Here is a 20,000-nt window from a genome sequence, read left to right as displayed (position 1 = left end):
CAAAAAAGGTGCGATAATGTCGCACCCTTTTGGGTTGTATATTATAAATCGAGAGTTATCGCAGTTCGGGCACCGCGCCTTTTTCAACGCAGTCCTGCATGATTTTACGTATATACCATCCATAAGTATAGACCACGCGGTAGCGTCCGGAGCGTGACATTTTATAGACCTTGCTCTCTTCGCCTGAGCCGGGTAGCATGAAACTGTCCTCGTCGCTCTCACGGTCGGTGTTGCACGCCTCGGTGAAACAGATGCACACCTTGTCGCCCGGACGGAGCGAATTGTACACCCTGTCCCATCGTCCCGACTCTATGAACGCTCTCGGAGTAGGGCCGCTCTCATCACGTCCCACCACATACACTGTAGGACCGTCGGCATTGTTAGTGATGCCCGGCACGGTATCGGCAACCGACGGCAGCAGATATTGCGCCAGTTCAAGACCGGGATAAGCCCGTATGCCCTCGGCGGCCGAAGCGGCATTGACACGCGCACCATATTCGCTCGTGTGTATGCGGTCGAGATAAAACACCTGGGCCTTGACTTTCTCCTTGCCGAAACGCTCATATTTGCGCGCCGAAATGTCATTGAGGTCGATAAACGGTATGCCCTCGGCCTCGGCCACCTGCGAGGACCACAGGCCATAGGTCTTGTTGACACGTGTCACAATCGTGCTGTCGGCATCATCCCAGGCATTGCGTGGCGTGAGCGAGAAAAGCATCGGGCGTCCGCCGCGCGCCTTGACATCGGCAATCATGCGGCGCATATATTCGCCAAAGGTATAGACGGTCTCCTTCACCCCGGTCTCCTGAATGGTCACATTGAGCGAATCGGTGCCTATGCCGGGTATGGAAGCACGCGCACGTCCACTGTCATAGGGCCCGTTGTCATTGTGTCCCAGCTCGATAACCACCCAGTCGCCGGGGCGTATGCCTTTGACAACATCAGCCCACAGACGGTTGTAGAATGTGCGGCTGCTCATGCCTCCGAGCGCGTGATTCTCGACGGTGATTTTAGATATGTCGAAATGATTCTGCATGAAATGGCCCCAGCCCCACTGACCGTTATTACCATTGCCGGGAGTGCCGGCTCGCATTGTGGAGTTGCCCACCAGAAACAACACCGGGTTGTCGCCGCGTCTTGTCGACCCGGCCACAGGGCGGGCCATGCGGGCAAATTCGAGACTGTCGGGCGTATTGTCAATCACACCGTTGACATCCGCCATAGGTCCCGGCACTACATCCGAGCCATACACTGTGGCCAACTCTCCGGCTGCGGCCACAGCAAGCAGCCCTAATAAAAATCTTTTCATGATATTGTATTATATTTAAATTCTTGTCACAGGCCTTCGCGGCCACCGAAATGTCATCGGCGGGCAAGCACCGAATTATAATAGGCGGGATTGCCGGTCACCTCATCGCCGACAAACGGAGGCAGCTCTACATGAGCGTCGGCATCCTCAAGCTCCACTTCGGCCAGCACCATCCCCTCATGGCGGCCGTGAAACACGTCCACCTCCCAGCATCGGCCGGCATAAGTCACAATATGGCGCACCTTGTCGATGCTCCATCCTCCGCTCAGACGCGCAGCCATCTCCTCGGCCTCGGCTACAGGTATCTCATATTCCCACTCATCGCGCACGGCTCCCGAGTTTTTACCTTTGACAGTGAGAAAGGCACGGTCGTCAAGCACCCGGAGTCTCACCGTGGCCTCGGGCCGGTCGGAGATATAAGTCTGACGTATGTGCCGCCGGACGGTAGTCATATTGTCGAAACTGTTGTCTTTAACAAGAAATTTACGTTCTATTTCCTTTGCCATAGTGCCTTTTTATAGAGACGGGGGATGTTTCTCTCGCCTTTTTTGAGTAACTTTGCAAAATTAAAAATTTTTGAGTTTCCATTTAACGATTCTCCTCAAAAAAATTTTCAATGTACCCTATGCGCTTGCGCACGATAATATCACTTTTTCTGACATTGTTCTATGCATCTGCCATGGCCGAGACGGTCACTGTGACAGGTGTCGTACGCGACTCGCTCACACGCGAGCCGATACCGTTTGCCACAGTCATGCTGCGAGGCACCGACCGTGGCACTCTTACCGACGACGACGGACGCTACACCATCACCACAGCCATACGATGGGACTCTATCCAGGCCTCGACGATGGGCTATGACACCAAGACTCTCCCGGCTAAAAAAGGCGACAGGATGCGCATCGACTTTGACCTTCACTCCACAGGCCTGCTGCTCAACACGGTGATAGCCAAGCCCAAGCGTGAACATTACTCTAAAAAAAACAATCCAGCCGTCGAGTTTATGGAGCGCATACGCGCCGCGCAGGACCTCGGCGACCCGCGACGCAAGGACAACTACAACTACGACAAGTATGAACGCATAACGCTGGCCATCAACAACTATCAGTTCAACGACTCTGCCAAAAGCGGATTTGACAAAAAATTTTCTTTCATCAAGGAGTATATCGACACATCGGCCCTTACGGGAGTGCCCATCCTCAACGTGGCTCTGCGTGAAAAAGCCTCGGAAGTGCATTACCGCCATTCGCCCGAGAGTGAGCGTGAATATGTCAGAGGTCTGCGCACCGCCGGCATGGACGAGTTTCTCGACCAGCAGAGCATGCAGACTTTCTACGAGGACGTGATGCGCGAGGTCGACGTATATGGCAACGATGTCACCATACTCCAGACCCGATTTGTAAGCCCGCTGTCGCGCATTGCCCCCGACTTTTACAAGTTTTATCTCACCGACACCGTCGACATCGACTCGGTCAGGTGTGTTGAGCTTACGTTCGTGCCGCGCAACGCCGCCACTCTCGGCTTCACGGGACGTTTTTACGTCCCGCTTGGCGACTCGACAATGTTTATCAAGCGGGTGGTCATGCGTGTGCCCCACGACATCAACCTCAACTTTATCAAAGGCATGCTCATCACTCAGGATTATGAGCGTCTGCCTGACGGCACACGTCTTAAGACCAAAGACGACATGATAATGGAAGCCACACTCGTGCCGGGCATGCCGGGCATGTATGCCCGACGCAACACTGTCTACACCGGCCACGACTTCGGGCCAGCCTCCGACCCGTCGATATTTGAGCACGGACAGGCCCAGGTATATGCCCCCGGGGCATATGTGCGCGACACACAGTTCTGGGAATCCAACCGCATCACCCCGATATCTCACGGTGAAAACTCAGTCGAGGCGATGATGGCACGCCTGCGCTCCGACCGCCTGTATTACTGGGGCGAGAAGGCCGTCAAGACGTTTGCCTCGGGATATATCACTACGGGTAATCCTTCAAAATTTGACTTCGGACCGCTCACATCGACATTTTCGGTCAACACGGTCGAGGGTTTCCGTCTGCGAGTCGGAGGGATGACCACCGCCGCTCTGTCACCGCGATGGTTTGCGCGTGGCTATGTGGCACGCGGATTCAAGGACCACAAGTGGAAATACAGCGGAGAGGTAGAATATTCCTTCCGTGACAAACGCCAGCACTCGCGCGAGTTTCCCGTTCATTCCCTGCGGGCCACACAGCTCTATGACATGGATATGCTCGGGCAAAACTTCGTGTCAAACAATCAGGACAATATGTTTATGTCGGCCAAACGTATGGATGACATACAGATGACCTATCACCGCGTGACCAAACTGGAGTATATCCTTGAGATGGAAAACAACTTCTCGATCAACTTCCGCCTCCAGAACGAACGGCAGGAGCCCACGCGCTACATGCCGTTTACCGACGGTTACGGACGCAGCTTCGGCCACTACACACTCTCATCGGCCACACTCCAGTTGCGCTATGCTCCGGGCGAGAAGTTCTATCAGATGAAGACCGGCCGAGTGCCCATCAACTTTGACGCCCCCATATTCACACTCAGCCACACATGGGCTCCGAAAGGCCTGGCCGGCAATCCGTTTGCCGTGGCAAGCACCGAGGCCTCGTTCAGCAAACGCTTCTGGTTTTCGGCTTTCGGTTACATGGACGTATTCATGAAAGGCGGCCACGTGTGGACCCGTTCGCCCTACCCCAATCTGCTCATCCCCAACGCCAATCTGTCCTACTTCATACAGCTTGAATCGTTCTCGTGTCTCAACCCCATGGAGTTTATCAACGACAGCTATGCGCAGTGGGATCTCACCTACTGGGCCAACGGTGCGATACTCAACTATATACCGTTGCTCAAAAAGCTCAAGCTGCGCGAAGCCGTATTTTTCCGCGGCATCTACGGCCATCTGAGCCACCGCAACCGCCCTTGGGAAAATCCATCGCTCTTCTCATTCCCGGCCGAAGCCCACACTCAACTCATGAGCGGAACACCCTACATGGAAGCCGGTATCGGACTCGACAACGTGTTTAAAGTATTGCGCATCGACTACACCTGGCGTCTCACCTATCGCGACAATCCGCAGGCGTGTCGTGGAGGCCTGCGATTCATGTTTCACTTCTCATTCTGAGCCAACCATTACTACCTTATGTCTGCCACTCCCAAAGTCTCTGTCATAGTCTGCACCTACAATCAAGAGCAGACCATAGCCCGTTCGCTCGAGTCGATACTCACCCAGAAGACAGATTTTCCCTACGAAATCATTCTTGCCGACGATTGCTCCTCCGACTCCACCCCCGAGATATGCGCCGACTATGCCCGACGCTATCCCGACATCATACGGCCCTTTCTCAATAAGCGCAACAAGGGTGTGGTAGACAACTACTTTGACTGCGTGGAGGCCTGCCGTGGAAAATATATAGCCGACCTGGCCGGCGATGACGTGTGGACCGATCCGCTGAAACTCGCCCGCCAGGCAAGAATAATGGACAACGACAGCGACATAGTGCTCTGCCACGCAGCATGGCGGCCTGTTTATCCCGACGGCACCTTTGCCGACCACTCGCCTTGGTCAATCCCCGACACTGCAAGCATTGCCCCGGCGGGCTCACAGACTATGACGCTGCTGCGCCACGAAAAAGAGAAATACTTCATACACCTCTGCTCGGCCATGTACAGACGCGAGACACTCGCAGGCCTCATGCAGCGTTATCCGAGACTGTTCCGCAACAAGGCCCTCACATGCGAAGACCTGCAGATCAACGTACTGATGTCGCAGGCGGGCAAGATAGCCTACACCCCCGACGTAGTACTCCACTACACCGTAGGCGCACCTTCGGTCTCATCATCTGAAAACCCGGTCAAGACCATACGTTTCTATTCGGGTGTGATAACCCTCACCTCACGGCTTGCCGAGGCTCTCGACATCGACAACTCACAACTTAAAGGATACTATGCAGAAGTGATGCAATTTATCATCATGCAATACTTCGTCAGCCACTCCGTCGAAGGGAGGCAGCTTGTGTCCGACCTGCTGCATCGCGAATATATCCCCCTTTCGCTCAAAAACCGCATCACACTCCTGCTCTCCGCCAACCGTGCCGTCTGGCGTCTGACCACCCGATTCAGGAAAATTATAAAAGGCTGACATAATGGCTAATTGGCCATTTTAACATCAATAGCCTATCATTTCATTCAGTCGGTGAACAAAAGTTAAATAAATTTTGTTAAATTTGCAACACATTCCATCACACGACATGAAGACAAGACTCATCACATTTTGCTCCATATTGCTCCTGGCGGCCATCGGCTCACAGGATATGTCGGCCCAACTGGCCAAGGGCCGTAAATCGTTAGGGGTAAAGACCGGCTACATCACTCTCAACAAGACTGCCACTGCGGGAATCGAACTGCAATATGCTTTCAGCCGGCATTTTGTACTCGCCCCGAGCATCGACTATGTGTTTCGCAACGAGAGCATGGACGGACTGATGATCAATCTTGACTATCATGGTCCATGGCAACTTGACAGGAATGGCAAATGGTATTTCTATCACATACTCGGCGCGAATTATGCCTCATGGAGCACTTATCTCAAACCTGACCCTGCCGCCGGCATGACAGGTACAGACATCAATGACGATGTGACCACGCGCGTCAACCGTGTCGGCCTTAATTTCGGTGCAGGCATAGACTACTACGTTAGCCCGACACTCAAACTATCACTCCAAGGAAAATTCAACTGGATCAAAGACCACAACACCGGCCTCTTCAACCTCGGCATCAGCTATGTGTTCTGAAGCATGGTGATACAACAAATATTACAAAAGACACAAACTTCGGTTTCGTTTGTGTCTTTTGTAATTTTATATTTTCCGACTTTTTAGTCCTTGTTTTTTAGCTTCTTAATCGCCTTTTTGTTGATTTTCACTTTGTATTTGCCGCGAAGCTCCTTTACCCACTCGGCTTCGAGTTGCTGCTGGAGATCGGTGGCGAGGGCTGCCTTGACATCAGATGCCTCTTCGGGCGATTCTATAACTTTGTGACCGTAAGGAAACCATGCCACCCATTTGCCTACAGGCTGAGCTTTCTCTCCTCCAAACGCTATCTGGTCGATGATGGCATTGTCACCCTTGGCTGTAAGCACGCGCTCCACCTTGACATCGCGGCCGAAACGTTCGTTCATTGCATGAGCAAGCGAGTCGGTGGCTATTGATGCGGAGGCAAGATAACCTTTGGCTTCGGAGGCCACGGAGTCGCTGGTAGCGAATACCACATAGCCCTTGAATCGGGGGGTATCCCATGTATAATTGCCGCGATGGGCGGTAAAATAGGCTTTCTGGGCGTCAATATCGGTCGATGAACGATCCCACACCTTGCGGTTGCTTATCTCGAAAAGCAGTATGCCGTCGCGATATTCGTTCACGAGGTTGCGGTAATCGGCATCGGTCTCCTGAAGACGTGTACGGGCAAGGGCAACAGTCGACTCGTCGATACATACGGCTGTCATCTCCTCAAACGCAAGACTCAGGTCGCCCATAGGCATTGAGCCGAGGCGTTTGGCCACATCACTCACCTTTACATCTCCCGAGGGGAATGAGGCGATAACGTCGTTATCGGAGGCGAGAGCAGCAAGAGCTTCCGGCTGTGAGGCCGCTCCGGAAATTATGGCATAAGCCTTGTCAAGCACGGGGGTCGAGGGGGTGACGCCACACTCCTTGCGGATATTGACGAGATACTCTTTGTGAGGGAGCACTGCGCGACCGTCACGACGCATGCTTGCATCAATCACCCCACGGGCTTCGTCGAGTGTGGGAAGCGGTTTGTAATCGAGTGTCTGGACTATGTGATAACCGTAAGCTGTGGCAAAAGGCTCGGAAATCTCTCCCGGCTTGAGCGAATAGGCGGCTTCTTCAAACTGAGGTACCATCACACCACGGCCAAAAAATCCCAGATTACCGCCCTGACGCGCCGACCCGGGGTCTTCGCTCTCGGCCCGCGCCAAGGATTCGAAATCGGCACCGTTTTTAAGCAATACGGCTATGGAGTCAATCTGCGCCTTCTTGAGAGCAGCCTCCTCGGGCGAGAGACCCTGTGTGAGTTTGAGTATATGGCGCGCCGAGACATCGCCGGTGGCCGGACGTTCATCGGTGACTTTGACTATATGGTAGCCGTAGGGAGCGTCCTCAAACACTTCGGAAATCTCTCCGACAGGAGTTTCATAAGCAGCCTTCTCAAACGGATAGGGAAACTGGTTGGCCATTATGTAGCCCATGCTTCCGTGGTTGCGCACGGCCGAGCCGTCCGACGAATATCTCACGGCCATCTCTCCGAAATCAGCCCCGGCAACAATGGCTTTGCGTATCGAGTCGAGACGAGCCTTGTTGGCCTCCCGTTCAGCCTTTGACGCTCCGAGGGGCACCATGATATGGCTTACACAGCGCGAACGCGACATGCGGCCGTAAGCCTCATTGACCAGACGCTGTTCCACAAGCGAGTCACGCAGATAAGGAGCCGAGAGCTCGGCGCAATATCCGTTATATTCGTCACGAAATGTCGCTGTGGTGTCAATCCCGGCGGCTTCGGCATCGGCCACCTTGAGCTTGTAGACGACAAACATGTCGACATACTCTTCAAGGCTTTGCGGAGTCGCCTGCTGGAGATTGTTCTTGTTATATAGATATTCAAACTCGCTCTGCTTTATGTCTTTGCCGTTGACCGTCATCACTATGGGATCGGCCTGGCGGTTGGCTGCGGTGGCTGACAGTATGGCTGCCGCGACAGTTGCCACCGGAATGAGGTGTTTCTTCATCGGTATATTATAAAATACGTATAAAAAACGTACATAATGACATATTATTGTGCGGATAATTATGAAAGTCCAACACAAAAGAATGTTTACCGGACGGCGAAAAAGAGATACAAAAAAAGGACAAAAGCCTCATAAGAAACTTCTGTCCTTTTGATATTTTAGCAAGAGGATTATCTGCTTGATGCGCTGTAGTTGGGAGCCTCGCTTGTGATGGCCACATCGTGAGGATGGCTCTCGGCCACACCTGCATTGGTGATGCGTGTAAACTTGGCCTCGTGGAGACGCTCGATGTCAGCCGCACCGCAATATCCCATGCCCGAACGCAGACCGCCGAGCATCTGATATACCACCTCGAAGAGCATGCCCTTGTAGGGGACGCGTGCGGCGATGCCTTCGGGGACGAGCTTCTTGGCATCTGTCTCGTTGCCCTGGAAGTAACGGTCCTTTGAACCCTTCTCCATAGCCTCGAGCGAACCCATGCCGCGATAAGACTTGTACTTACGGCCGTTATATATAATGGTGTCGCCGGGTGACTCCTCGACTCCGGCAAGCATACCGCCGAGCATTACGGAATACGCGCCGGCAGCAAGAGCCTTGACAATGTCGCCCGAGTAGCGTATGCCACCGTCGGCAATCAGGGGCACACCTGTACCCTTGAGGGCCTTGGCCACGTCATAGACAGCACTCAACTGGGGCACACCCACACCGGCGATGATACGGGTGGTACAGATTGAACCCGGGCCGATGCCTACCTTCACACCGTCGGCACCGTTGTCAACGAGATAGCGGGCAGCCTCGCCTGTAGCGATGTTTCCGACCACTACGTCGATATGGGGATACTTTTCCTTGATGGCACGGAGCACACTGATAACGCCACGCGAATGTCCGTGGGCGGTGTCGATGACAATAGCGTCGGCACCCGCCTCGACGAGAGCATCAACACGCTCCATTGAGTCGGGGGTCACACCTACACCGGCAGCCACGCGAAGACGTCCGAGACGGTCTTTGCAGGCGTTGGGTTTATCCTTGGCTTTGGTAATGTCCTTATATGTGACAAGACCGACAAGACGGTTGTCGCTGTCAACTACGGGAAGTTTCTCTATCTTGTGACGCTGAAGTATCTGAGCGGCTTCCTCAAGATCGGTCGACTGGTTGGTGGTTATGAGATGCTCCGAAGTCATCACTTCGTCGATAGGACGCTGAAGGTTCTGCTCGAAACGCAGGTCGCGGTTGGTGACGATGCCCACCAGTTTACGGTCATCGTCCACCACAGGTATGCCACCGATATGATATTCCTTCATCATGGCAAGCGCGTCGGCCACAGTGGAGCCGCGGCGTATTGTCACGGGATCATATATCATACCATTCTCGGCACGCTTCACAGCGTGTACCTGACGGGCCTGTTCGGCTATCGGCATATTCTTGTGTATCACACCTATACCACCTTCGCGCGCTATGGCTATGGCCAAAGCAGCCTCGGTGACTGTGTCCATGGCCGCGGAGACAAGGGGCACATTCAGCGTGATGTTGCGTGAGAAACGGGTAGTAAGATTGACTTCGCGGGGCAATACTTCCGAATAAGCCGGAATAAGGAGGACATCATCAAATGTGAGTCCGTCCATTTTTACTCGATCAGCAATAAATGACATATGAACTAAGTTTATTGCGTGCAAAGTTAACAATTTTCCTCAAATTATATGCAATGATTCTGCCACAAATCTACAATAAAATGTGTAGATTTGCACTATGAAAAAGATTTTGGCTCATATCTTGCTTGCATGCGCACCCGTCGTTTATGCCGCAACGGCTGACGGCGAGGAGATTGCCGACATCGTGACCGACGACGGCTATCGGCTGTCGGCTCCGGTGGCCGAAATGATAGGCAACTATAAACGCACCCTCTCACCCGATCTGCCCGAGCCTGAGGGATGGGATGAGCTTGACTCGCCCTGCTCAGCCGCTCCGGGACGGATGAGAATCATGAAACATATCGTGGTCGACAAACCTCACACCCGCCTGTATGTGATGAATATGTTTGGCGACACCTTGTCGCGCTACCGCGTGTGCGCCTCGAAGGAGCGCGGACAGAAGACCGGTAAAGACGACTGGCGCACTCCCGAAGGCACATTCAAGGTCTACGGCATATACAACTCCACCGACTGGACCTACAAGGACACTCAGGACAAGTGTTACGGACCGTTTTTCATAGCCCTGTGGACTCCGCCGTTTTACGGCATAGGCATCCACGGCACCAACGCGCCCTACTCCGTGCCGGGCCGACGCAGCCACGGATGTATGCGTATGCACAACGAGGACATAGTACGCGTCAAGCAGATGGTCGACAAAGACACCCGCATAACCGTACTCCCCGACCCTGTCGCCGAATAGACACAAACAAAGGGATACAAAAGTCTCAAAAGGACAAAAGAAACATAAGTTTTCAGATTAAAGTCAGGAGTATTTTTTGCAGAACATGCTTTTGCAATGTCAAATTTACACCTGTACTTCTTTTACTGAAAACTTATGTTTCTTTTGTCCTTTTGAGACTTTTGTATCCCCTTAGAGCTTCATACCTATTCCGAATAGGGCAAAGTCATAGAGCACGGGATCGTCGGGATTGAAGCGACGCAGCATGTCGGTAAGTTCAATCACCGCACGCTTGTCGTCACTCTTGCGTGTGAGCAGTCCGAGCTGACGCGACACGTTGCCGACATGCACGTCAAGCGGAATGAAGAGTTGCGACGGACGTATTATATCCCACACACCCATATCGACAATGCCGTCGTCGCGCACAAGCCAGCGAAGAGCCATATTGACTCGTTTGAGGGCCGTGGTCGAAAGATTCTGAGGCAGACAGCGCGATGCCAGCGAGGAGTCGGCTCCATCACCGTTGGCCTCGGCCAACTCGCGGTTAATGCCCTCGACGAGCTTCCACGACGGCAATTCGGCCGCACCTATATTTTCATGACGTCCGAACTCCTGCAGCGAACCGTGGCTGGAGTAAATCCGGCGCAATCCGCGGAGATAATACTTGAAATGACGATTGAAAAAGGTGCGGTGTATGTTGCCGCTGTCATCAAGATCCTCATAACCCTCGTCCATCATATAGGCATACGGGTGATGTCCCATGAGCGAGAGCATGCGGTCGCAGTCACGACATATCATGCGGCGGTTGCCCCACGCTATCGAGGATGTGAGCAGCGACACAATCTCAATGTCGCGCACATCTTCAAAACGGCGAGGAAACTGCACCGGGTCTTCCGATATGAACCCGGGCGAGTTGATACGCGCGGCCTCGGAGTCGAGCAAATCCTTAAGATCGTTGGATGTCATTGCTTTTGAATGTAAAATAATGGAAAATACAAAATGGAAAATGGGCTTTTCGGAGCTTCATTTTCCATTTTATATTTTAATTTTCAATGTTTTTTTCAGAACGCTGCCACAGTGTCGGCCGACTGTATGGGAGTCATCGGCACTGAAGCCTCGGCGGGCTGATAGTCAGCCATGGCCGCCTCGACATCCTTGACGAGAGCCTCGCCCTGCTTGTCACACGACACGATGATGCCTTCGGGATTGATAAGCAGTATGCAGGGGATACCCTGAATGCCGTAAAGGTCGGTCGGAATGGTCTGGGCATTGATAATGCAGGGCCATTTCAGGTCATGACTCTTGATTGCCTCAAGAGTATCCTCGGGCTTATCCCACACGGCCACGCCTACCACGTCGAGGCCTTTGTCCTTATATTTTGCGTAAAGTTCCTTGATGACTTTGAGCTGGCGCACACATGGGCCACACCAACTGGCCCAGAAGTCTACGATTGTGTAACGGCCGGGCTTGACATAGTCGCTGAATTTAACAGTCTTGCCGTCATACTCCACGCTGAAATCCTTGTAATGCTTGCCCTCGCCTGTCTCTGACTGTACACGGAGAGTGTTCTGAAGAGCCTGAGCCTGCTTGGACGCGGCCAGCACAGGATTGGAAGCCATATCGGCCTCCATCTCGGCAAGAGGCTTCTCATAGGCATCCTGCATGTAGAAGAAGAGTCCGAGCACATTGTCCTTGTTTTCATTATAAGCCTTGGAGGGAATGGCCATATACTCCGTCTCGAGCTCTTTGGCTTTGGCCACCTGAGTGCTGTCATTACGGTCGAGCTGGCGGAAGGCGGCAACGATATCGGCCATCTGCTTCTGATAGGCTACAAACTTGTCGTTGAGCGGCGTGCCTGAAGGCATCTTGTCCTCACCGATGGTCACATCACCCTTCTCGATGAAGAATATTGGACCGCGGGCACCGTTGAGCATTATACGGCCTATCATCGGGGCATCCACATGACCCTCAAACCGTGCCACCCCGTCGGTGACTATTACCGAGTCCATCTTCTGAGCCGAATCCCAGTCGATGAGATAGGCCATAGTGTTGTTTGCGTCGGCTCCGGCCGGACACGTCACGGTGTAGTTGGGCTGAGCCTCCATTGAGCAGGCACTCATCACGAGGAGCGCGCCGCCAAGCATAAATGAAATCTTTGACATCTGCTTTCTTTAAGCTGAAATTATGTTATGATTTTTATTTATTGTCTTTTAAGACGGAGCACCTGGGCCGAGCGTGGCGGCATGTAGAGACGCAGCCATTCACGTCCGGCAGGCGCGAAGAGGGGGTCGTGCTGAGTGAGATGGCTTACGCTCTCATCAATGTTGCCATAGCCGCCATATTCAGGCGAGTCGGTCGACAACACCACCTCATACTCTCCGGCAGGGGCAAGTATGCCATAGCCTGTAAACGCTTTGACGGGATTGAAGTTGAACACAAACACGAGGTCTCCTCTGCGGAATGCGAGCACCTGGTCGCTGTCCTTCTCCCACAGTTTGTCGACAGGCAGAGCCTGGAAGTTGTACACGTCCGATATGACACGTATCATATCATTGTCAAACGCGTTGAGATATTTGTATTTCAAATCTTCGCGGTCAACAAGATCCCACTGGCGGCGGGCATACTTGTAGCTCCAGCCGTTGCCCTCACGGGGGAAGTCAATCCATTCGGGATGTCCGAACTCGTTGCCCATAAAGTTGAGATAGCCGCCGTTGATGGTCGCAGCCGTCACGAGGCGTATCATCTTGTGGAGAGCCATGCCGCGGGCCACGACCATATTGTCGTCATCGACCATCATGTGCCAGTACATCTCCTTGTCAATGAGGCGGAATATGACAGTCTTGTCGCCCACCAGAGCCTGGTCGTGACTCTCGACATACGAGATGGTCTTCTCGTCGGCGCGACGGTTGGTCAGCTCCCAGAATATGGATGTGGGTTTCCAGTCCTCGTCCTTGCGCTCCTTGAGTGTCTTGATCCAATAGTCGGGAATGCCCATGGCCATACGGTAGTCAAATCCGATGCCGCCATCCTTGAAAGGCACGGCAAGTCCGGGCATACCGCTCATCTCCTCGGCAATGGTTATGGCCGAGGGATTGATTTCATGTATGAGTTTGTTGGCAAGGGTCAGATAGGTGATTGCGTTGGTATCCTGCGAGCCGTTGTAATAGTCGTCATATGAGCCGAAAGCCTGGCCGAGTCCGTGGCTGTAATAGAGCATGGAGGTAACGCCGTCAAAGCGGAAACCGTCAAACTTGAACTCCTGAAGCCAATATTTGCAGTTGGAAAGCAGGAAGTTGATGACATCGTTCTTACCATAGTCAAAGCAGAGCGAGTCCCACGCCGGATGTTCGCGACGGCCGTCGCCATAGAAATACTGGTCATACGAGCCGTCAAGGCGTCCGAGACCCTCGACCTCGTTTTTCACAGCGTGACTGTGCACGATGTCCATAATCACCGCGATGCCGAGCTCATGGGCACGGTCGATGAGGCTCTTGAGTTCCTCAGGAGTGCCGAAACGGCTCGACGGCGCGTAGAAACTCGACACATGATAGCCAAATGACCCGTAATAGGGGTGCTCCTGTATGGCCATAATCTGTATGGCATTGTAACCGTCGGCCGCGATGCGAGGCAACACGTTGTCGCGAAATTCTACATATGTGCCCACCCCTTCGCGCTGCTGGGCCATGCCGATATGACACTCATAGATGAGCAGCGGACGCGTGTCGGGACGAAACCGTTTCACCTTCCATTTGTATGCATCGGGGGCCCACACCTGGGCAGAGAACACGTGAGTGTTTTCGTCCTGCACCACACGGGTGGCATAGGCCGGGATGCGCTCGCCGCGTCCGCCATCCCAGGTGACAATCATCTTGTAGAGATCGCCGTGGCTGATGGCATCGCCTTTGAGTTTCAGCTCCCACACACCGTTTTTCTTGGGCTTGAGGGCATATTTTTTAAGCTCCTTCCATTTGGAGAAATCACCGATGAGCGTAATCACGGTGGCATTGGGAGCCCATTCGCGAAACACCCAGCCGTCGGCCGTGCGGTGGAGCCCGAAATAATTGTGCGCGTTGGCAAACGATTCGAGCTTGCCGTCAGGGCCGCACAATTCCAGCTCTTTGTTTACGGCATCATTGTGTCGTCCTATGATGGCGGAAGCATACGGCTCGAGCCACGGGTCATTCTTGAGGATGTTGAGAGTCTTTTTTTTCATAATTGACGATTATAATCGTGAGGGTAATTGTCATAAAGGAATGTGTCAACAAGCAGCCGGGCCGTCCGCATCGAAGCGCGCCCGTCAAAACAATTGATTATCACACTATCCTTATAGATAACGTACAAACTTACGAAAAAACTTCGAGCTATCCCAATAATATGTCATTTTATTTGCCCGTCAAGGCATTTTGGACATGATTTGACACCTCATTTACCAAAGATAGCAAAAACTTTTCTAAACATGGTCATGATCGCCCCCATCACACTATGCGAATCGTAGAGACCTGAATCGGCTGAAGTCTTGCGCGTTGTCACGTCATACATGTTGCGAAAAAATTCGCGCAACTCCTCGCGGAAATTCGAAATCGACGATGTGCGCTGCTTCACATCGGGCTCGAGGGCATTGATTATGGCCTGAGCGAGAGTCTCGGGCAGAGCCGGAGGCAGTGTGTCGCGTATCGCCTCCTCCGTGATGGTGCGCGAGTCGGGAAGCGAACGTCCCGAAAGCACGTAGACCAGCGTGGCAGCCATGGCATAGACGTCGGTCTGGGGATAGAAGTGGTCTATTGCGCCATATTGCTCGGGCGGAGCATAGCCCTCCTCGCAGTTCATGGCCGGCAACACCCATTCCTGAAGGCCGTCTTCACTGAAATGAAGCGTGGAGTAGAGACTGAAAAGCACCGGGGTCAGCTCCTTACCCGTCCTCACAAGCCTTATGTGGCCCGGATGTATATCTGTATGCATCACATGGTGACGGTGGAGTGTGCGCACGGCATCGAATATCGGCGACAGGACCTGCCGGGCCTCCTCGACCGATAGATATCCGCCATGCGACTCCACATACTCACGCAATGTCTGGCCGTCGAGATATTCGACCACATAATAATATGTGTTGTTTGCCGCAAAGGTCTCTATCACCCTTATCAGCCACGGTGAGTCGGCGGTCACCTTGGCACGCTCGCGGCTGGCTCTGGCAAATGCCTCCACACAACCGGCCACTGTCGGGGCTATGTCGTCGGGGGTCTCGACAGTCATGCCGTCGGCCCCGCAGCAGGAGCAGCGAGCCATCATGTGCTCCCTGACCACCATAAACACCTCTCTGACATGCGAGCCGGTGCCTATCTTGACCACGGTCTTATAGGTGTAGCCCTGCCCGTCGCTTCGCAACAGACTCACCACTTTGTAAGTATGTTTCTCGCCCCGGATGACTGTGCCGGGCGTAAGTGCTTTTTCAGGCATCATGACGGTTGGGGAATTGAGAATTTTCAGACAGAAAGTGCTTTCAGACGGTTGACGTCACCCACCAGCCACAACACATCGCCAGGAGCGAAGACCGTCGAGGCTTCGGGCTGTATATACTTGTCATCGCGCTGCACTGCCACAAGCAGCGACTCATAATCCTCGCGTATACGCGACTTGGCAACAGTCTTGCCGGTCACGGGCGAATGGTCGGAGAGGCGCACGCTGGTAAGGCGCACGTCGCTAACCTGAGGTGACTCGGTGTCATTATTGGCCTCGACGACAGGTATCAGCGACTGCAACTCCTCGTCACTGCCGATGACTCCGAGTATGTCGCCTGGAAAGATGCGGGCATCGGCTCCGGGCACCATTATGACGTTATTGCCACGCTGTATCGATGACACCGACACCCCGTAGCGCGAACGCAACCCCGAGTTTTTGAGCTGCTCGCCCACAAAGGGGCAGTCATATCCGACGGTCATATAGGCAAGATGCATGGTGGGAACGAGAGAATTTTTGGCACCCGTCTTTCGCAGCTCGCGTTCGTTGAGATTGTCAATAAACCGGGTCTCGATTCGCGACAACCGTTCCTTGACGCTCTTGGAGAAAGTCATGAGCAGTATTATGAACAAAGCTACGCCCAGAGTCCAGCCCACAGCCATAGAATAGATGGAACTGAGCAGATAGACCATGATAATCATGGCGATAAGCAGACGCACCACGGTCATGATAATCAGCGGCACGTCAAAACGCGCGTTGCACTCGCGGAGACGCTTGCGCTCGGTGGTTTTGGATGCCGGATATGTAAGAGCCATGAGAAACGGAGCCATGGCCGCAAGCGAGACCACAGTGGCAAGCAGACGACCCCATGAAGGAAACATCTCCACGGCAAACGGTACTATATAATGGAGCGTGATGACACACATTGCTATGAGCACTATCGAATAAAGCACCACCCTCCAGAGATAGCGTTTCAGCAGACTTGTCCACAACTCACGGACCACACTCTGCTCGGCCGTGGCACTCTCGGAATAACGGTCGATGAGAAAGTGGAGCCGACGGGGAAGATGACGCTCCACAAAGTCATATGCCGGAGACGACATGCGTATAAAATAAGGTGTGGTAAATGTCGTGACTACCGACACAGCCACCACTATCGGATAAATCTGAGGGTCAAGCACACCCAGCCCCATGCCGAGTGAGGCTATAATAAAGGCAAACTCGCCTATCTGCGTGAGTGAAAATCCGCTCTCTATGGCTACTTTCAGAGTCTGGCCGGTGAGGAGCATACCGAATGTGCCGAAAAATATCATGCCGACTATCACCACTCCCGACAACACAAGTATCGGCAGCCAGTATTGAACGATAATCGACGGATTGACCATCATGCCTACCGAGATAAAAAACACCGAGCCGAAGAGGTCTTTGACCGGCATGGTCAGACGCTCGATGCGCTCGGCAAAACTCGTGCCGGCAAGTATTGAGCCCATGACAAAGGCCCCGAGCGCGAGCGAGAATCCACAAGCCACCGAGAAGACCGCCATGCCGAGACACAGGCCCATCGAGACGATAAGCAACGTCTCGGAGTTGAGATATCTGCGCTGAGAGTTGAGCAGCGACGGCAGCACAAAGACTCCGACCACAAACCAGATGATGAGGAAAAACGCCAGTTTGCTCACACTGTAGAGCATCTCTGTACCCTCCACACTGTTGTTGATGGCTATCGACGAAAGTATCACCATCATCAACACGGCAAAAAGGTCCTCGACAATGAGCACGGCAAACACAAGAGATGCAAACTTGCGGTGGCGAAGATTGAGGTCGGTAAATGCTTTTATAATAATGGTGGTCGACGACATCGAGAGCATGCCGCCGAGAAAGAGACTGTTGATATTGGAGAATCCGAGCACATGCCCGACGGCAAATCCGGCCGTCATCATGCCGCACACGATAAACAGGGCCGTGACTACGGCCGAGCCGCCGGCATTGACCAGTTTGCGGAAACTGAACTCAAGGCCGAGCGAAAAGAGCAGTACAATGATGCCTATCTGCGCCCAGAAGTCGATATTGGCCTCGGTGGTCACTGACGGAAGATAGGTAAAATGAGGGCTTGCGAGAAATCCGGCCACTATATATCCAAGCACTACCGGCTGTTTGAGCCATTTGAACAGCAGGGTAGTAACAGCTCCGAGTATGAGTATGAAAGCAAGGTCACTGATAAGACCTTCTACATTAAATGCCTCGGCGACAGCCTGGACGTTAGCCAATATCATGTTAAGCATAGGTTTCACTAAAAAATTTTTTGTCGTCTCGACACAGCAATATACCTACCCTACAGTCTGTCTGTCCGGACTATGAGAGGTCAGCCGGATTGGAGAGCGAGATAGTTATGGTGGGATACACATCGTGCAGAGCGTCGAATACATAAATAAAGTCGCTGTGTTCCCTTATGAGTATCAGCAGATTGAGGCGCGTCACCTGCGTGTCGTAGTCATACTCGACATAGACCTTGGAGAGATGTATGCCGAAACGGCCGAGCACCTCGCGGTAAGGAGCTATCGACTTGACTATACCCTTGACTTTGAGACGTATGGTGCGGGCCTCATTGCCCACGTTAACGCGATGTTCGAGCTGCTCGAGCAGAGTGAGCACGATAAGCACCAGCAGAGTGGCAACGACCGCTATGAGATAGAGGCCGCATCCGACCGCCATACCTATTGTGGCTATGATCCATATGCCGGCGGCGGTGGTGAGTCCGCGCACCGAGCCTTTCATCTGGATAATGGTGCCGGCACCGAGAAAACCGATGCCCGAGAGCACCTGTGCGGCTATGCGCGAAGGGTCGCCGCGAAGCAGTCCCACCGTCTCCTGACAGACGTATATCGACAACATCATGGCGATACACGCGCCCATCGATATGAGCGAAAAAGTGCGCAGTCCGGCCATCTGCCCCTTGCGCTTGCGCTCTATGCCTACAAGCGACCCGAGCACCAGACTAAGTACGATACGCACTATCGCCGTGGTCGAGGTGAGTTCAACCTCGTTGATGAGATGCCAGAACTGCTGCATATTATTTCTTGAGAGTAAAGCGACGCGAGGTCAGACGATAGCCGTCGGTAAAGAGTTCGACGGTATACTCACCGGGGGTAAGTGTAGTGTTGACATCCCAGTAGATGGTGATGCCGGGTATCTCCTCGCCGGCATACTCGATGTTCTTGCGGGCCGAAGCGGGTACGCTCTTGCCCTCAAACTGGAACGACGCACCGCCGCCGAGCAACTGTCCTTCGGGGCTTACGAGACGCATATAGATAGTCTTCTCGCCTACGGGTGTCGAGTTGTTCTGAGGTATTGTGAATTTCACCATGAGCTGCTTGGCCTTGGTGACATTCTTCTCCACCTTGCCGTTTTTCTTGAGCGCGGTGAGCGATACTCCGGTGACGTTGAGCTTCTCGGCGAGAGTCATGCGCTCGCTCAGATTCTCATTGCGGCGAGTCTCCTCGATTACCCTCGAGCTGAGCTGCTCGTTGCGCGCCTTTATCTCTGAGTTCTCGGCCTTCAGACCGGCATTCTCCTTGTTGAGCGAATCAATCTGGGCTATATAATGGCGGAGAAGGCCTTTGAGGGTCGAAATCTCGTTTTGCAGCTCCTTGATGCGGGCCTGCGACTTCACCTTCTCGTTTTTCAGCTCTTTCATAAGCTGCTCCACCTTGGTCTTGGCTGCGGTATATTTTGCAAGGATAGTATCGTTGGCCAGACGCTGGGCCTGGTTTTCATATTGCTGAAACTCGGAGTTGAGCAGATCAAACTCGTTGGAGAGCTGCAACTGCTCGTTGTCGAGCTTTAGCTCCTCGTTCTGCAACTGAGCCTGCTGCACCTGCGACTTCAGCGAAGCGACCTGTGTGACACCGAAACCTACCGCCAGCAGCAACAGTATCGCGAGAATGGCGGCGACAATCATCAGAGGTGATAACTTATTTTTCATTTCTATGATTACGTGAGTTTAATTCGTAGATTTGTCCGTTGATT

The 20,000-nt window shown here is 53.2% G+C and carries 14 protein-coding genes and 1 pseudogene; 4 read left to right on the top strand and 11 right to left on the bottom strand.

The features are described from left to right. Positions 1–387: 387 nt before the first annotated feature. Together QGT73_RS00265 and QGT73_RS00260 are read right to left on the bottom strand one after the other, a co-directional pair. Positions 388–1,222: pseudogene (locus QGT73_RS00265) on the bottom strand (rhamnogalacturonan acetylesterase); the annotation flags it as partial. 140 nt (positions 1,223–1,362) lie between these two features. Continuing rightward, the gene (locus QGT73_RS00260) at positions 1,363–1,815 is read right to left on the bottom strand and encodes a CYTH domain-containing protein (protein WP_280120961.1); all 453 of its coding nucleotides are present in this window, start codon (positions 1,813–1,815) and stop codon (positions 1,363–1,365) included. A 173-nt stretch (positions 1,816–1,988) separates the two neighbouring features. Between QGT73_RS00260 and QGT73_RS00255 the strand changes: the two genes are divergently transcribed. The 3 genes from QGT73_RS00255 (at position 1,989) to QGT73_RS00245 (ending at position 6,141) form a co-directional block, all read left to right on the top strand. Continuing rightward, positions 1,989–4,472, top strand: a complete 2,484-nt coding sequence (locus tag QGT73_RS00255) for a DUF5686 and carboxypeptidase-like regulatory domain-containing protein (protein WP_280120960.1) — start codon at positions 1,989–1,991, stop codon at positions 4,470–4,472. Between the two features lie 18 nt (positions 4,473–4,490). After that, the gene (locus QGT73_RS00250) at positions 4,491–5,489 is read left to right on the top strand and encodes a glycosyltransferase family 2 protein (protein ID WP_280120959.1); all 999 of its coding nucleotides are present in this window, start codon (positions 4,491–4,493) and stop codon (positions 5,487–5,489) included. Between the two features lie 109 nt (positions 5,490–5,598). Next, entirely contained in the window at positions 5,599–6,141 is a 543-nt protein-coding gene (locus QGT73_RS00245; protein WP_280120958.1) for an outer membrane beta-barrel protein, read from the top strand. Between the two features lie 83 nt (positions 6,142–6,224). Here QGT73_RS00245 and QGT73_RS00240 read toward each other — a convergent pair whose 3' ends face one another. Continuing rightward, positions 6,225–8,153, bottom strand: coding sequence for a peptidylprolyl isomerase (locus QGT73_RS00240; RefSeq protein WP_280120957.1), 1,929 nt, complete (start codon positions 8,151–8,153; stop codon positions 6,225–6,227). A 170-nt stretch (positions 8,154–8,323) separates the two neighbouring features. Then, complete coding sequence (gene guaB / locus QGT73_RS00235) at positions 8,324–9,802, bottom strand: IMP dehydrogenase (RefSeq protein ID WP_280120956.1); 1,479 nt, start codon at positions 9,800–9,802, stop codon at positions 8,324–8,326. A gap of 97 nt (positions 9,803–9,899) precedes the next feature. Between guaB and QGT73_RS00230 the strand changes: the two genes are divergently transcribed. Further along, positions 9,900–10,541, top strand: coding sequence for a L,D-transpeptidase (locus tag QGT73_RS00230; RefSeq protein WP_280120955.1), 642 nt, complete (start codon positions 9,900–9,902; stop codon positions 10,539–10,541). 171 nt (positions 10,542–10,712) lie between these two features. Here the strand turns inward: QGT73_RS00230 and QGT73_RS00225 are convergent, their stop codons facing one another. From QGT73_RS00225 to QGT73_RS00195, 7 genes are all read right to left on the bottom strand, one after another. Beyond that, a complete protein-coding gene (locus QGT73_RS00225) occupies positions 10,713–11,486 on the bottom strand; it encodes a TIGR02757 family protein (RefSeq protein WP_280120954.1) in 774 nt (257 codons plus the stop codon). Positions 11,487–11,581: 95 nt separating this feature from the next. Next, positions 11,582–12,682: a redoxin domain-containing protein gene (locus tag QGT73_RS00220; protein WP_280120953.1), complete on the bottom strand. Its 1,101-nt coding sequence runs from the start codon at positions 12,680–12,682 to the stop codon at positions 11,582–11,584. Between the two features lie 38 nt (positions 12,683–12,720). Continuing rightward, complete coding sequence (locus tag QGT73_RS00215; RefSeq protein ID WP_280120952.1) at positions 12,721–14,733, bottom strand: alpha amylase C-terminal domain-containing protein; 2,013 nt, start codon at positions 14,731–14,733, stop codon at positions 12,721–12,723. Between the two features lie 209 nt (positions 14,734–14,942). Beyond that, complete coding sequence (locus tag QGT73_RS00210) at positions 14,943–15,977, bottom strand: serine/threonine protein kinase (RefSeq protein ID WP_280120951.1); 1,035 nt, start codon at positions 15,975–15,977, stop codon at positions 14,943–14,945. Positions 15,978–16,000: 23 nt separating this feature from the next. Next, positions 16,001–18,256, bottom strand: coding sequence for a monovalent cation:proton antiporter family protein (locus tag QGT73_RS00205; RefSeq protein WP_280120950.1), 2,256 nt, complete (start codon positions 18,254–18,256; stop codon positions 16,001–16,003). Between the two features lie 70 nt (positions 18,257–18,326). Continuing rightward, positions 18,327–19,043, bottom strand: a complete 717-nt coding sequence (locus QGT73_RS00200; RefSeq protein ID WP_280120949.1) for an MgtC/SapB family protein — start codon at positions 19,041–19,043, stop codon at positions 18,327–18,329. A 1-nt stretch (position 19,044) separates the two neighbouring features. After that, on the bottom strand, positions 19,045–19,956 hold the full coding sequence (locus QGT73_RS00195) for a hypothetical protein (protein WP_148070471.1): 912 nt from the start codon (positions 19,954–19,956) through the stop codon (positions 19,045–19,047). Positions 19,957–20,000: the final 44 nt, after the last annotated feature.

This window comes from Duncaniella muricolitica (assembly GCF_910574735.1).
Taxonomy (GTDB): Bacteria; Bacteroidota; Bacteroidia; order Bacteroidales; family Muribaculaceae; genus Duncaniella; species Duncaniella muricolitica.
Note: the sequence above shows the minus strand (reverse complement) of the source record. Positions and strands in the feature narration are given on the sequence as shown.

Excerpts from the sequence above, each read along its gene's own strand:
- QGT73_RS00200 (WP_280120949.1), bottom strand. The coding sequence starts at position 19,043 with ATGCAGCAGTTCTGGCATCTCATCAACGAGGTTGAACTCACCTCGACC.
- QGT73_RS00260 (WP_280120961.1), bottom strand. The coding sequence starts at position 1,815 with ATGGCAAAGGAAATAGAACGTAAATTTCTTGTTAAAGACAACAGTTTC.
- QGT73_RS00195 (WP_148070471.1), bottom strand. The coding sequence starts at position 19,956 with ATGAAAAATAAGTTATCACCTCTGATGATTGTCGCCGCCATTCTCGCG.
- QGT73_RS00220 (WP_280120953.1), bottom strand. The coding sequence starts at position 12,682 with ATGTCAAAGATTTCATTTATGCTTGGCGGCGCGCTCCTCGTGATGAGT.
- QGT73_RS00215 (WP_280120952.1), bottom strand. The coding sequence starts at position 14,733 with ATGAAAAAAAAGACTCTCAACATCCTCAAGAATGACCCGTGGCTCGAG.
- QGT73_RS00240 (WP_280120957.1), bottom strand. The coding sequence starts at position 8,153 with ATGAAGAAACACCTCATTCCGGTGGCAACTGTCGCGGCAGCCATACTG.
- QGT73_RS00210 (WP_280120951.1), bottom strand. The coding sequence starts at position 15,977 with ATGATGCCTGAAAAAGCACTTACGCCCGGCACAGTCATCCGGGGCGAG.
- QGT73_RS00250 (WP_280120959.1), top strand. The coding sequence starts at position 4,491 with ATGTCTGCCACTCCCAAAGTCTCTGTCATAGTCTGCACCTACAATCAA.
- QGT73_RS00255 (WP_280120960.1), top strand. The coding sequence starts at position 1,989 with ATGGCCGAGACGGTCACTGTGACAGGTGTCGTACGCGACTCGCTCACA.
- QGT73_RS00230 (WP_280120955.1), top strand. The coding sequence starts at position 9,900 with ATGAAAAAGATTTTGGCTCATATCTTGCTTGCATGCGCACCCGTCGTT.
- QGT73_RS00205 (WP_280120950.1), bottom strand. The coding sequence starts at position 18,256 with ATGCTTAACATGATATTGGCTAACGTCCAGGCTGTCGCCGAGGCATTT.
- guaB (WP_280120956.1), bottom strand. The coding sequence starts at position 9,802 with ATGTCATTTATTGCTGATCGAGTAAAAATGGACGGACTCACATTTGAT.
- QGT73_RS00225 (WP_280120954.1), bottom strand. The coding sequence starts at position 11,486 with ATGACATCCAACGATCTTAAGGATTTGCTCGACTCCGAGGCCGCGCGT.
- QGT73_RS00245 (WP_280120958.1), top strand. The coding sequence starts at position 5,599 with ATGAAGACAAGACTCATCACATTTTGCTCCATATTGCTCCTGGCGGCC.